Origin of the sequence: Brevibacterium sp. 91QC2O2 (assembly GCF_024580695.1) — a bacterium.
Classification (GTDB): Bacteria; Actinomycetota; Actinomycetes; order Actinomycetales; family Brevibacteriaceae; genus Brevibacterium; species Brevibacterium moorei.
Window position 1 is genome coordinate 23749 of sequence record NZ_JANIJY010000007.1, and the last position, 12330, is coordinate 36078.

General features: G+C 68.3%; 11 protein-coding genes. 3 read left to right on the top strand and 8 right to left on the bottom strand.

The features are described 5' to 3' along the window. Nucleotides 1-3: 3 nt before the first annotated feature. Complete coding sequence (locus NQ036_RS07125) at nt 4-654, bottom strand: NUDIX domain-containing protein (protein ID WP_257047798.1); 651 nt, start codon at nt 652-654, stop codon at nt 4-6. Beyond that, on the bottom strand, nt 651-2159 hold the full coding sequence (gene putP, locus NQ036_RS07130) for a sodium/proline symporter PutP (RefSeq protein ID WP_257047799.1): 1509 nt from the start codon (nt 2157-2159) through the stop codon (nt 651-653). The genes NQ036_RS07125 and putP overlap by 4 nt, the downstream gene beginning before the upstream one ends. A gap of 190 nt (nt 2160-2349) precedes the next feature. Here putP and NQ036_RS07135 point away from each other — a divergent pair, with 190 nt between their 5' ends. Continuing rightward, nucleotides 2350-2838 carry a MaoC family dehydratase gene (locus NQ036_RS07135; protein ID WP_306427869.1) on the top strand — a complete coding sequence of 163 codons (489 nt, stop codon included), beginning with the start codon at nt 2350-2352 and terminating at the stop codon, nt 2836-2838. Here the strand turns inward: NQ036_RS07135 and NQ036_RS07140 are convergent. Continuing rightward, nucleotides 2822-3736 carry a LysR family transcriptional regulator gene (locus NQ036_RS07140; protein ID WP_257057967.1) on the bottom strand — a complete coding sequence of 305 codons (915 nt, stop codon included), beginning with the start codon at nt 3734-3736 and terminating at the stop codon, nt 2822-2824. The two genes, NQ036_RS07135 and NQ036_RS07140, sit on opposite strands and share 17 nt — an antisense overlap. A gap of 84 nt (nt 3737-3820) precedes the next feature. Between NQ036_RS07140 and NQ036_RS07145 the strand changes: the two genes are divergently transcribed. Both NQ036_RS07145 and NQ036_RS07150 read left to right on the top strand, forming a co-directional pair. Then, complete coding sequence (locus NQ036_RS07145; RefSeq protein WP_257057969.1) at nt 3821-5620, top strand: acyl-CoA dehydrogenase family protein; 1800 nt, start codon at nt 3821-3823, stop codon at nt 5618-5620. After that, a complete protein-coding gene (locus tag NQ036_RS07150; protein ID WP_257057972.1) occupies nt 5617-6720 on the top strand; it encodes a CaiB/BaiF CoA-transferase family protein in 1104 nt (367 codons plus the stop codon). The genes NQ036_RS07145 and NQ036_RS07150 overlap by 4 nt, the downstream gene beginning before the upstream one ends. A gap of 77 nt (nt 6721-6797) precedes the next feature. Here NQ036_RS07150 and NQ036_RS07155 read toward each other — a convergent pair whose 3' ends face one another. From NQ036_RS07155 to NQ036_RS07175, 5 genes are read right to left on the bottom strand one after another with little or no spacing between them, the layout of a single operon-like run. Further along, entirely contained in the window at nt 6798-7979 is a 1182-nt protein-coding gene (locus tag NQ036_RS07155) for an acyl-CoA dehydrogenase family protein (RefSeq protein ID WP_257057974.1), read from the bottom strand. 14 nt (nt 7980-7993) lie between these two features. Then, nucleotides 7994-9241: a CoA transferase gene (locus NQ036_RS07160; protein ID WP_257057976.1), complete on the bottom strand. Its 1248-nt coding sequence runs from the start codon at nt 9239-9241 to the stop codon at nt 7994-7996. Between the two features lie 3 nt (nt 9242-9244). Then, nucleotides 9245-10465, bottom strand: a complete 1221-nt coding sequence (locus NQ036_RS07165) for an acetyl-CoA C-acetyltransferase (RefSeq protein WP_257057978.1) — start codon at nt 10463-10465, stop codon at nt 9245-9247. A 14-nt stretch (nt 10466-10479) separates the two neighbouring features. Continuing rightward, the gene (locus NQ036_RS07170; RefSeq protein ID WP_257047808.1) at nt 10480-11271 is read right to left on the bottom strand and encodes a CoA-transferase subunit beta; all 792 of its coding nucleotides are present in this window, start codon (nt 11269-11271) and stop codon (nt 10480-10482) included. A gap of 1 nt (nt 11272) precedes the next feature. Beyond that, on the bottom strand, nt 11273-12223 hold the full coding sequence (locus NQ036_RS07175) for a CoA transferase subunit A (protein ID WP_257047809.1): 951 nt from the start codon (nt 12221-12223) through the stop codon (nt 11273-11275). Nucleotides 12224-12330: the final 107 nt, after the last annotated feature.

Consider the following 12330-nt stretch of genomic DNA (forward strand, 5'->3'; position numbering starts at 1 on the left):
CGGTTAGACCTGGGGCCGGTCATTGCGCACCGGGACGATGGACCGGTGCGCGCTCGCAGCCCGCACCGCATCCCAGCCGCCCAGGTCCACCAGTTCTTCGAGCAGCGTGCGGGTCGGGCGCATGAGCAGCAGTTCGCCGGCACCCCCGCGCTCCAGCAGGACCGCCGCGGGCAGCCACTCCGAGCGCTTGGCCTCGGTCGTGGTGTTGCGCAGCAGCCCGGCGGCCGAGGCCGGGGCGACGTAGAAGTACGTGTCGAAGCGCCGCGGTGGTCCGGGCGGGGTGACCCAGTTGGCCCAGGGGAGCAGGCAGTCGCTCGGCAACAGGGAACCGGTCTCCTCCTCCACCTCGCGCCTGCCGCAGGCCAGCAGCACGGCAGGGTGCAGCGGCACAGCCGCCATATCGGTGGCGGCCCAGGCCCGCTCGTGCGCTGCGAACCGTGCGGAGTCGAACCCCTGCTCGGCGGCCCTGGCCTGGGCCCTGGCGTAGTCGACCGGATCAACGCGGCCGCCGGGGAAGACCACCGCGCCGGCGGCGAAGTCCATCGTCTGCACGCGGTGCTGGACGAAGACCTCGGGGCCGGAGGAACCGTCGCGCACGACCAGGACGCTGACGGCCGGACGGATCGGGACGGGTGTACCGGTCGGGACGTTCATGCTGCACTCCTCTTGGATGAGGCCTCGGCCGCGGCGGCCGTGAACTCCGCGTGGATCTCGGGATCGTGGCGATGGGTGCACATGCTGACGACCATACCCACTGCCGTGGCCAGGATGAAGGCCGGCAGCAGCTCGTAGAGCTCGAAGAGGGTCCCGGGCAGATAGTGCCAGACGAAGACAACCACGGTGCCGGTGAGCATCGCGGCCAGGGCGCCCCAGTTCGTCAGCTTCGGCCAGAACAGGCTGAGCAGGACGACCGGGCCGAAGGCCGCGCCGAAGCCCGCCCAGGCGAAGCTGACCAGGCCCAGGATCGTGTCATTGGGGCTGATCGACATGAGCATGGCGATCAGCGCGATCACCAGCACCCCGACACGACCCAGCACCACCAGTGTCCGGCCCGATGGCGGGGTCCGCCGGAAGGCCCGATAGATGTCCTCGACCAGGGCCGAGGAGCACACGATGAGCTGGCTGGACAGGGTCGACATGATGGCCGCGAGCACGGCCGCCAGCACCAGGCCCGCCACGAAGGGGTGCAGCAGCACCTGGCTGAGCAATAGGACGACGGTCTCCGGGTCGGCCGGGGCCGACCCGAACTTCTGGAAGTAGGCGATGCCGACGAAGCCCGCAACCACGGCGCCGGCCAGGGACAGGAATTGCCAGCCGGTGGCGATGCGGCGGGCCGAGGCGGCCTCGGCGGACGAGCGCAGCGCCATGAAGCGCACGACGATGTGCGGCTGGCCGAAGTAGCCCAGGCCCCAGGCCAGGCCCGATGCGATGGTGATGACGACGGTGGTGGCATCGAAGTGGCCGGCGCCCAACCAGGACAGGTTCGCCGGGCTGACCGTCTCCACGATCGTCGCGGTCTGGGAGAACCCGCCGATTGTCACAATGGCGACGATGGGCACCGCGACCAGGGCGACGACCATCATCAGCCCCTGGGCCACGTCCGTCATGGAGGCCCCCAGGAAGCCGCCGAAGAGCGTATAGGCCAGGGTGATGACGGTGACCAGCAGCATGCCGAACATGTAGTCCCCGCCGAAGGAGCTCTCGAAGAACTTGCCGCCGGCAACCATTCCGGAAGAGGCGTAGAGCGTGAAGAAGACCAGGATGATGATGCTGGAGACGGTGCGCAGCAGCCGGGACCTATCGCGCAGTCGGTTCTCGAAGAAGCTGGGCAGGGTGATCGAATTGTTCGCGATGTAGGTGTAGGAGCGCAGCCGGGGCGCGACGATCCGCCAGTTCAGGTACGAGCCGATGAGCAGACCGACGGCGATCCAGGCCTCGATCAGGCCGGTCGCGTAGATGGCACCGGGCAGTCCCATGATGAGCCAGCCGGACATATCGGAGGCCCCGGCGGAGATCGCTGCGACCCACGGCGGCAGATTCCGCCCGCCCAGCATGTAGTCCTCGTGGTCGCTGGTCCTGCGCCAGCCGAGGTACCCGATGAACAGCATGGCGGCGAAGTACAGGCCCAGTGCCGTGTACAGGAAGATCTGGGAGGACAAGGGGGCTCCTTCAAAGGGGATGGTCATTCCCCAGAGTGCCAGAAGTCGCCACCGGCCACATCTTGGAATCGTCTGGTGGGACTGGTTAGGATGATGTCGAGCGCTGAACGAACGCTCACTAGCGGGTCTTGGAACCCGCGGCAGGATCGACGCAATGGATCGATACGACGATCCGCACGATGATTCGACAATGATTCGCACGAGGACGAAGGAGACCATTATGGTGCGCGAGATCAAGGGCTATGACGGCCTGATGGAACTGGTCGGCCAGGAGCTGGGCAAGAGCGACTGGTTCGAGGTCACGCAGGAGCGTGTCAACATGTTCGCCGATGCCACCGGCGACCACCAGTGGATCCACATCGACCAGGAGAAGGCGAAGAACGGCCCCTTCGGCACGACGATCGCCCACGGTTTCCTGACCCTGTCCCTGCTGCCCGTCCTGGGCGCCCAGGTGCAGAAGGTCACCGGTATGAAGATGGCCATCAACTACGGCTGCAACAAGGTCCGCTTCCCCAGCCCCGTGCCGGTGGGCTCGAAGGTCCAGGACACGATCGTGCTCAAGGAGGTCAACCGGAAGCCCTCCGGCATCCAGGTGGTGATGGAACACACGATCGCCATCGAGGGCGCCGAACGTCCCGCCTGCGTGGCGGAATCGGTCACCGTCATGGTCGAGGAGTAACCGACTCCGCAGCACGGCCGGCGGCGCGGATGATGCCGCGCGCCAGCCGGTCGGCCGGCGTCCCGGCCGCCTCCCGGCGCACGGAAACCCAGGCCTGTGGGGCCTCGGCGCCTCGGTCGATCCGGTGCAGGCGCAGCCGGGCGTCGGTGCGGTAACTGCCGGCGACCGGCCCCGGTACCAGGGATACGCCCAGCCCGTGTGCCACCATCTCGACGGCGGCGGCCCAGCTGGTCGTCTCGTGTTCGATCCGCGGCTCGAAGCCCGCGGCCCGGCAGATCCCCACCACGTGCTCGTAGTACAGGGGAGAGGCGCTGCGCCGGAAGATGACATAGGGCAGGCTAGCGGTCTGCGCGACGGTCGTGACCGTCTCGGTCGCCCCCGTGCACAGCCAGAATCCCTCCTGCGAGGCCTCACGGCAGTCGACCAGGGGCGAATCCAGCGGCATGTGCCCGCAGGCCACATCGATCTCGTGGCCCAGCAGCATATCGCTCTGCGCGGCCGAGGACGCCTCAACCGTCTTGACGATGATTCCCGGATTGTGCCGGGTGAAGTTCCTGATCGCCTCGGGCAGCCCGCGGTGGACGAAGGTCATCACGGTTCCGACGGTCAGGGTCGAAGCCGCCCCCGTGCGCAGCTGCAGTGCGCGCGCGTTGAAATCCTGGGCGGCGCCCACCGCCGCCTTGGCGTACGGCAGGAGTGCCGCGCCTGCTGCGGTCAGTACGGTCGCGGGCGCCCGATGGAACAGCGGCGTGCCGACGAAGTCCTCGAGCCGTTTGAGTTCGGCGCTGAGCGCCGGCTGCGAAATCCCCACCTCGTCGGCGGCCGCCTGGAACTTGCCGTATTCGGCCAGCGCCACGAAGTATCGGAGGCGTTTCAGGCTGGGCTCGACGATAGCCATTGCTTATATCCCATAGTCACAACCTCTTTGTTTCCGCGGTCTCCCACGCGATAGCTTGATTTCAACCTATCAAAGGAGATTATGGTGGATACGACCGTGGCCGACGATACGTCGGTGGTGCCGGACAGCTTCGGGATCGACCGGTTCGCCGACGACACCTCGTTGCGCAGCCTGCTGCCCCTCTACATCGACGACCGGCTGCTGGAACATCTGCGCCCGACCCTGACAGCGCTGGGCCCGCGGCTGGGCGGCGAGCTCGATGAGCTGGCCGGGATCGCCGACCGCAATCCGCCGGTGCTGCGCCCGCGCACCAGAACCGGCCAGGACCTCGAATCCGTCGAGGTCCACCCCGCCTACCGCGCCCTGCAGCAGGTGGCATACGGAGATCTGGGGATGGCGGCGATGAGCCACCGGCCCGGCGTCCTGGGCTGGCCCGAGGTGATGCCCCCGGTGGTCAAATACCTGTTCTTCTACCTCTTCGCACAGGCGGAGTTCGGACTGGAATGCCCTGTGTCCATGACCGATTCGCTGACCCGGGTGCTGCGGAAGTTCGGCTCGCAGCAGCTGCAGGAGCGCTATCTGCCAGGGCTGACCAGCACCGATCTGGACACCCTGCTCCAGGGCGCGATGTTCATGACCGAGCAGGGTGCGGGCTCCGACACCGGCCGGATCGAGACGAGTGCTGTGGACAACGGTGACGGCACCTGGTCGTTGCACGGGCAGAAGTGGTTCTGTTCGAACGTCGACGCCGAACTCTCCATGGTCCTGGCCCGCCCGGCCGGGGCCGGCGAGGGCATCAAGGGCATCGGCTTGTTCTTGCTGCCGCGCCACCTGCCCGACGGCACGCAGAACGCCCAGCGGATCGTCAGGCTCAAGGACAAACTGGGGACCCGTTCGATGCCGTCGGGCGAGGTCAGCCTGGACGGTGCCACGGCCTATCTGGTGGGGGAGCTGGGCCAGGGCTTCAAGCAGATGACCGATATGATCAACCCCTCGCGCCTGTCCAACGGGGTCCGCTCGGCCGGGCTGATGCGCCGCGCCTTCGCCGAGGCCCGTTATGTGTGCGCCAACCGCGAGGCCTTCGGTAGCACCCTGAACAAGCTGCCGCTGCAGCGCCGACAGCTGGCGAAGCTGCTGCTGCCGACCGAGCAGGGCCTGTCCATGGTCTTGCATACCGCCGACGTCTATGCGAAATCCGAGGCCGGGGACTCCCGTGCCACCGCGGTGCTGCGGATCCTCACACCCCTGCTGAAGTTCCGCACGACCCGCGACGCGCGCAAGGTCACCGCGGATGCGATGGAGGTGCGTGGGGGAGTGGGCTACATCGAGGAGTTCGGCGACGCCCGTGTCTTCCGCGATGCCCAGCTCGGCTCGATCTGGGAGGGCACTTCGAACATCGTGGCCCTGGACGTGATCAGGGCGGCCCACCGGTCCGAATCGCTCAAACCGCTGATCGGCCATCTGCAGGACCTGCTGGCCGAGGCCGCAGGCACCGGAGCCGCCGGTGATGGCGCGCCCGCCGGCAGCGTGCCGGCGGTGCTGCACGGGCATCTGGAGGAGTTGACCGGGCGCATCATGCACCTGCTCGAACTGCTGCCCATGGGAACGGAGCAGGAGCGGGTCCGGCAGGCGGCCTCGGCGACCTACCACCTGGTTAGCGCCATCGTCCTGACCTGGGAGGGCGCCCACGTCGGGCAGCGGTCCGGGGACTGGACGCGCCTGGTCCTGGCGGCCCTGGTGGTGCGCCACAAACTGCTGCCGCAGGATCCGCTGGAACCCGCCGCCGACGACGCCGAGGTGATCGACGACCTGGTCGCGGGCGTTCCGTTCGACCGGGAACGGGCCCGGGCGGCCGTCGAATCGATCCTGGCGGGGACCCGATGAGCGGGGCGCTTGAGGGCATTGTCGTCGTCGACCTCTCGCGGATCCTGGGTGGGCCCTACTGCACACAGATCCTGGCCGATCACGGCGCCACCGTGGTCAAGGTCGAGCCGCCGTCAGGCGATGACACCCGTAGCTGGGGCCCGCCGTTCATCAGAGAAGGGGTGTCGGCCTACTTCGCCGGGATCAACCGGAACAAGGACTGCATCACCCTCGATCTGCGCACGCCCGGCGGGATCGCACAGCTGGAGGAGCTGCTGGCCGGCGCGGATGTGTTGGTGGAGAACTTCAAGACCGGCACCCTGGCGAAGTGGGGGCTGGACCCGGTCACGGTGCTTCCCGAGCGGTTCCCGCGGCTGGTCCACTGCAGCATCACCGGCTTCGGTGACGACGGTCCATTGGGCGGACTGCCCGGCTACGATGCGATCATCCAGGCGATGTCCGGACTCATGTCGGTCAACGGCACGCAGGATTCGGGGCCGACGCGCATCGGGATGCCGGCTGTGGACATGGTGACCGGTATGAATGCCGCGCTGGGGATCCTCATGGCCCTGCAGGAAAGGCAGCGCAGCGGGTCGGGCCAGCGGGTCGAGGCCACGCTGTTCGACTCCGGGCTTTCCGTGATGCACCCGCATCTGCCCAATTACTTCGCTTCGGGGGCCGAACCCCGGTTGACGGGCAACGACCATCCGAACATCGCGCCCTACTCCGCCTACCTCACGGGTACGGGCCCGGTCTACATCACGGCGGGCAATGACGGGCAGTTCGCCCGGCTGGTCGAGTTCCTGGGGGCCGCTGACCTCGCCGCCGATCCGCGGTTCTGTGATAACGCGGCCCGACTGGGCCATCGGGCGGAACTGCGCGAGGCCCTCGAGGGGCTGCTGGCCGACCACGATGCGCAGGAGGTCGCGGCGGAACTCATGGCCATCGGCGTGCCCGCCGGTCCGATCCTGAACGCGGCCCAGGTGGTGCAGCACCCGCACACCGCGCACAGGGGGATGATCGTCGAGTTCGACGACGGGTCCCGCCAGGTGGCCTCGCCGATCAAACTGACGCGCACCCCGGCGACCTACCGGCACCCGGCGGCCGAACAGGCCCGCTGAGCACGCCGACCCGTCACATATGTGGGTCCTCCACCCGGAGAACCCACATATGTGACGGGTCGGTGCTGTGGGTGGGGTCAGCGGCCCAACAGTTGATCGCTGATAATGCGCATCTGGATTTCCGAGGAGCCCTCGAAGATCTTCGTCAGGCGGGCATCGCGCCAGTAGCGCTCCACCGGGAAGTCCTTCGTATAGCCGGCGCCGCCGTGGATCTGGAGCGCCTGGCTGGTGACGTACTCGCTCATCTCACCGGCCAGGTACTTCACCATGGCCGCTTCTTTGTCGCAGCGGTTGCCCGTGTCGATATCGCTGGCCACGGAGTACATGAGTTGGCGGCAGGCCTCGATCCTGGCGGCCATATCGGCGATTTTGAAGCGCAGGTGCTGGAAGTCGGCCAGTTCGTGGCCGAACTGGCTGCGCACGTGCACATAGTCGATCGCGGCGTCCAGGGCGGCCTGGGCCAGGCCGATGGAGCGCGCAGCGGTGTGGGCGCGGCCGACTTCCAAGCCGGAGACGGCCAGGTAGAAGCCGCGGTCCTCTTCGCCCAGCAGCGCATCGGCGGGCAGCCGGAAGTCATCGAAGGACAGCTCCCAGGTATGCCAGCCGAAGTAGCCGATCTTCTTCACGGGGTTGCCGCTGATGCCCTTGGGGAACTTCCCGCGCTCCTTCTCGACGAGGAAGCAGGAGATGCCGCGGTGGCGTTTGCTCGGGTCGGGGTCGACCGAGGTGCGGGCGAAGAGGACGAGGTAGTCTGCCATGTCGGCGTAGGTACACCACATCTTGGTGCCGTTGATGACCCATTCGTCGCCGTCGCGTTCTGCCTTGCACTGGATGTTGGCGACGTCGGAGCCCGCTTCCGCCTCGGACAGGGCGTAGGCGCCCAGGTATTCGCCGGTGGCCACCTTCGGCAGGAGGCGGGCCTCCTGTGCGGGGGTGAACCCCCCGCCCATGCCATTGCCGCGGGCCAGCAGGCCGGCCACCGACATCCAGTTCCGGGAGAGTTCCTCGGCCACGAGGCAGTATTCGAAGACGCCCAGGCCGAGGCCCCCGTATTCTTCCGGGATCATGATGCCGAAGAATCCGAGCTCGCCCATCTGGGCGACGAGTTCTTCCGGGAACTGGCCCTCAACGGGGTCAAGTTCGTTGGCGATGGGCCGGACGACTTCGTCGGAGAACTGCCTGGCCATGGCCTGGAGTTCGACGCGGTCCTCGGTCATATAGTGCGGTGTTCCCGGACGGGGGCGTGGCTTGTGCGTCATGGTTGATCCCTTCTTCAGATGATCCCGCGGTCGCGCAGACCGGCGATCTCCTTGTCGTTCATGCCCAAATCCTCGGCCAGTACGCGCTGGGTGTCGGCGCCGAAGACTACGGGCCGGTCCGCCCGCGGCGCGTATCCGTCGACCCGGATGGCCGAGGTCCCGACCACCAGATCGCCGAGTTGGCCCCCAGCGGTCCGGTACAGTCCGGCGGCGGGCGCCGTGCCGACAGCCGCCGCCACCTGGGTCGGGGTGCGGTAGGCCGCTGCCAGGCCGCCGGCGGCGCGCAGGGCCGCGAGCGCCTCGTCAGTGGTGTGGGCGGTGAACCAGCCGGAGACCACTGCGACGATGAGCTCGCGCTGGGTGTAGCGCACGCCCTCGTCGGCGAAGTCCACGTCCAGGCTCTGCGCCAGGGCGGCGAACACCTCTTCGGTGCCCGTCACCTTCTGCAGTGCGGCCCACTGGCGCTTGGTGATGCCCACGACGATGATCCTGCCGTCGCGGGTGGCGAAATCCTGACCGAAGGTGCCGTAGACGTGGTTGCCCACCTTGGGGCGGCCGCCGGCTGCCCGCAGCGTCTCGGAGTACCAGCCCAGGTCGGCCACCGAGGTGCGGGCCACGTCCTCCAGCGAGATCTCCTCGAACACGCCGCGGCCCGTGGTGGCCCGCTGCAGCAGTCCGGTGACCACGGCGGTCGCGGCCATCTGCCCGCACAGCAGGTCCCAGGCCGGCAGGGCGTGGCTGGTGGGGCGGGGGTCCGCGGCCGGTCCCGTGATGGTGGGGATACCGGATTCCGCGTTGACCGTGTAGTCCACCGCGGGTCCGCCGTCGGTGGAACCCAACACCTTGACGTGGATCAGATCGGGTCGGTTCGCGCGCAGCACCGCATCGTCGAGGAAGGCGCGGCCCACGCTGTTCTCCACGAACACGCCGCGATCGTCGCCGGGGGCGGTGATGAGTGCCTGCGCCAATTCCTTGCCGCGGGGGTCGCGCATATTGAGCGCGACCGATTCCTTGGCCCGGTTGGCCGTGTGCCAGAACAGGGAGTCCCCGCTATCGGCCAGCGGCCAGCGGCCGAAGTCGGGCCCACCGCCGAGTGGATCGATCCGGATCACCCTGGCGCCCAGCTTGGCCAGGTGTAGGCAGGCGGTGGGGGCGGCCACGAAGGAGGCGTTCTCCACGATGGTGGTCCCGGCCAGGGGCAGGGTCCCCTCCGGCGGCGTCCCGGCCGCGGTCCGGCCTTTCGGTGTCTGCGCTTCGCCCATGGTTCAGGCCTCCAGCCGCTCGAAGACCGCGGCGATGCCCTGGCCGCCGCCGATGCACATGGTCTCCAGGCCATAGCGGGACCCGCGTCGGTCCATCTCGTGGAGCAGGGTCGCCAGGATCCGGCCGCCCGTGGCGCCCACGGGGTGGCCCAGGGAGATGCCGGAACCGTTGACGTTGAGGCGCTCGGCCATATCGGCCTCGCTCAGTTCCCATTCCCTAGTGCAGGCCAGCACCTGTGCGGCGAAGGCCTCGTTGAGTTCGATCAGGTCGATATCGCCCAGGCTCAGACCCGCGCGCTCCAGGGCGGCAGCGGTCGCCGGGACCGGTCCGATTCCCATGGTGCGCGGCGGCACGCCGGCCACGCAGAAGCCCACGACCTTGGCATAGGCCTTCAACCCCAGGGCCTCGGCACGGTCCCTGGTCGTCACGATGCAGGCCGAGGCGCCGTCGTTCTGGCCCGAGGCGTTGCCGGCGGTCACGGTGGCCTCCGGGTCGACCCCGCGCCGCAGCGGCTTCAGACGGGCGAGCTTCTCCTCGGTGGAGTCGGGGCGGATGTGCTCGTCGAGGACGACCCGCTGTTCCGGCTGTTTGCGGGTGGCCGGCAGGATGATGGGCACCATCTCATCGGCGAACCGACCCGCTGCGGTGGCGGCTGCGGCCTTGCGGTGGGAGGCGGCAGCGTAGCGGTCCTGTTCCTCGCGGCCGATCGAGTATTCGACGCGCAGGTTCTCGGCGGTTTCGATCATCCCGCCGGGCACCGGGTAGTCCGAGCCGCCCGCGGTCAGGCGTCCGCGCACCAGGCTGTCCTTCATCGTGACATTGCCCTGGCGGATGCCCCAGCGCATCTCCTCGTTGAAGAAGGGCGCGCGGCTCATGGATTCGGCTCCGCCGGCGATGACGACCTCGGCGAAGCCCGCATTGATCATCGCGTAGGCGTCGGCGACCGCCTGCAGGCCGGAACCGCAGCGGCGGTCCACCTGCCGGCCGGGGACCGTCACCGGCATGCCCGCGTCAAGGGCGACCACGCGGCCCAGGGCCGGGGCCTCCATCTGGGGATAGCAGTGGCCGAAGATCACATCGTCGACGACGGCAGGCGGCAGGCCGGTGCGCTCCAGCAGACCGGTGAGGACCTGCCGGCCGAGTTCTTGGACGGGGACGTCCTTGAACTGTCCGCCGAAGGCTCCGACGGGGGAGCGCAGGGGTTCGCAGATGACGATTTCCATGGATGCTGTTCCTTTCAGCGCAGGTAGAGGCGCACGGTGTCGATTTCGTCGCGCAGCAGGTGGACCTCGTGCGCGGTGGGCTCCTGGGTCCGGCTCAGGTTCTCGGCGACCCGCAGGTCCCAGCCGGTCTGGGCCAGGACCTCGTCGACGCTCACGCCGGGGTGGACGTGGGTGAGTTCGAGTTCCGCCATCCGGTCCGGCCGTTGCAGGATCCCCAGCGGGGTGATGACGGTGCTGACCCCGTAGCCCACCGGCGGGATGCCGTCGGGGTCCGCGGCCGCGGCCACCGGCGAGGGCGAGGTGACGAAGTCCAGCTGCGCGGGCAGGGCGGCCGGGTCGTGGCGGCGCATGATGACGAAGACCTCGCCGGCGTTGGCCATGATGTCGGCCGCCCCGCCGGAGCCCGGCAGGCGGACCGTCGGCTTGTCCCAGGAGCCGATGAACGAGGTGTTCAGCGAGCCGTGGCGGTCGATCTGGGCCGCGCCCAGGAAGCCCACGTCCACATTGCCGCCCTGCAGCACATAGCCGAACAGGCCCTGCATGCTCAGCACGGCCTCGGCGCCGGAGACGACCACGGAGTCCGCGATGCCCTCGGCCATGGCCTCCGGATGGGCACCGGATACACCGGATTCGTAGATCAGCTCGACATCGGGGTTGACGGTCCGGGCGGCCAGATCGACGGCCAGGGTGGGCAGTCCCACCCCGGCGAAGACGGTGTTGCGTCCGCGCAGCATCTTCGCCGCGGCGCAGACGATGAGTTCGGTCTGCGAGTAGTCGGCGGCCGGGGTGGTTTCGGGAGCGGTCATCTCAGGCGTCCTTTCGCTTCGAGGGTGCGGCGGTCATCCGGCGGCCGTAGTCGACGCTGCCCGAGGGGCGCGGCGCCATTCGCAGCCCGGCCAGGCGCTCGGCGCCGATCGCCGCCAGGTACTCCGCGTGGTCGCCGGTGCCGCGGACGTACCGGTCCAACCAGGCGTGCAGGGCCTCCGGGTCCTTGGAGATCGGAGTCCATTCGCGGTAGAAGGCGTTGTCGCGGTCATAGGAGCCCTGCACATACGAGGGGTGGGCGCCGGTGGGCACTTCGCATACGGCATCGACGGCGTGCGCGGGGATCAGCGTGCGGTTGGGGTCGGCGCGGATCACCTCGTCGTCGACGACCTCTTCGACGGTGACGATCGTCTTCCGGCCGGCGTAGGCGGCCTCCTGTTGGGCGCCGGTGATGCCCCAGATCTGGGCATTGCCGCGGCGGTCGGCACGCTGGGCGTGGATGATGGTGACGTCCGGGTTCAGGGGCGGCACGACGTAGGCGCGGCCGCCGGAGTACGGATCGGGCACCGACCGGATCTCCGGGTTGATCTTCGGGATGTCCGAGCCGGTGAAGGAGCGGATCGGCACGAAGGGCAGGCCCGCGGCCCCGGCATGGTAGCGCAGCACCATCGCGTGGTGGGAGTATTCGGATACCGGCAGCGGGGCCGGGTCGTGGTGTTCGATCCGGCGGCGCAGTTCGTACAGGCTGCCGGCCGAACCGGAGGCGAAGAACGAGCAGACCATCGAGGAGACCGCGCCCGCTGCGACTAGCATGTCGCTGAGCAGGTCGGGGGTCATCCGGCACAGTTCGAGGTCGGTGATGCCCTGGCGGATGATCTCGTGGCCGGCGGCGAAGGGGATCAGATGGCTGAACCCCTCGAGCGCGATGCTGGACCCCGGTTGGACATGGGTGCGGATGGCCGTAGTCAGATCGACTACTTTGTCGTCATGCATGGGTTTCCCTCGGATCGATTTTCAAGACCTCGTCGTCTTGGTACAGATTAAACCTATTTTTGGAAGTAAACAAAGGGGAATTCATTCCTAATATGCAACAATATGTG

What these genes read in the sequence shown, in the direction of transcription:
- NQ036_RS07125 (WP_257047798.1), bottom strand. Translation starts at nt 654, where the DNA reads ATGAACGTCCCGACCGGTACACCCGTCCCGATCCGTCCGGCCGTCAGC.
- NQ036_RS07135 (WP_306427869.1), top strand. Translation starts at nt 2,350, where the DNA reads ATGATTCGCACGAGGACGAAGGAGACCATTATGGTGCGCGAGATCAAG.
- NQ036_RS07140 (WP_257057967.1), bottom strand. Translation starts at nt 3,736, where the DNA reads ATGGCTATCGTCGAGCCCAGCCTGAAACGCCTCCGATACTTCGTGGCG.
- NQ036_RS07150 (WP_257057972.1), top strand. Translation starts at nt 5,617, where the DNA reads ATGAGCGGGGCGCTTGAGGGCATTGTCGTCGTCGACCTCTCGCGGATC.
- NQ036_RS07155 (WP_257057974.1), bottom strand. Translation starts at nt 7,979, where the DNA reads ATGACGCACAAGCCACGCCCCCGTCCGGGAACACCGCACTATATGACC.
- NQ036_RS07160 (WP_257057976.1), bottom strand. Translation starts at nt 9,241, where the DNA reads ATGGGCGAAGCGCAGACACCGAAAGGCCGGACCGCGGCCGGGACGCCG.
- NQ036_RS07165 (WP_257057978.1), bottom strand. Translation starts at nt 10,465, where the DNA reads ATGGAAATCGTCATCTGCGAACCCCTGCGCTCCCCCGTCGGAGCCTTC.
- NQ036_RS07170 (WP_257047808.1), bottom strand. Translation starts at nt 11,271, where the DNA reads ATGACCGCTCCCGAAACCACCCCGGCCGCCGACTACTCGCAGACCGAA.
- NQ036_RS07175 (WP_257047809.1), bottom strand. Translation starts at nt 12,223, where the DNA reads ATGCATGACGACAAAGTAGTCGATCTGACTACGGCCATCCGCACCCAT.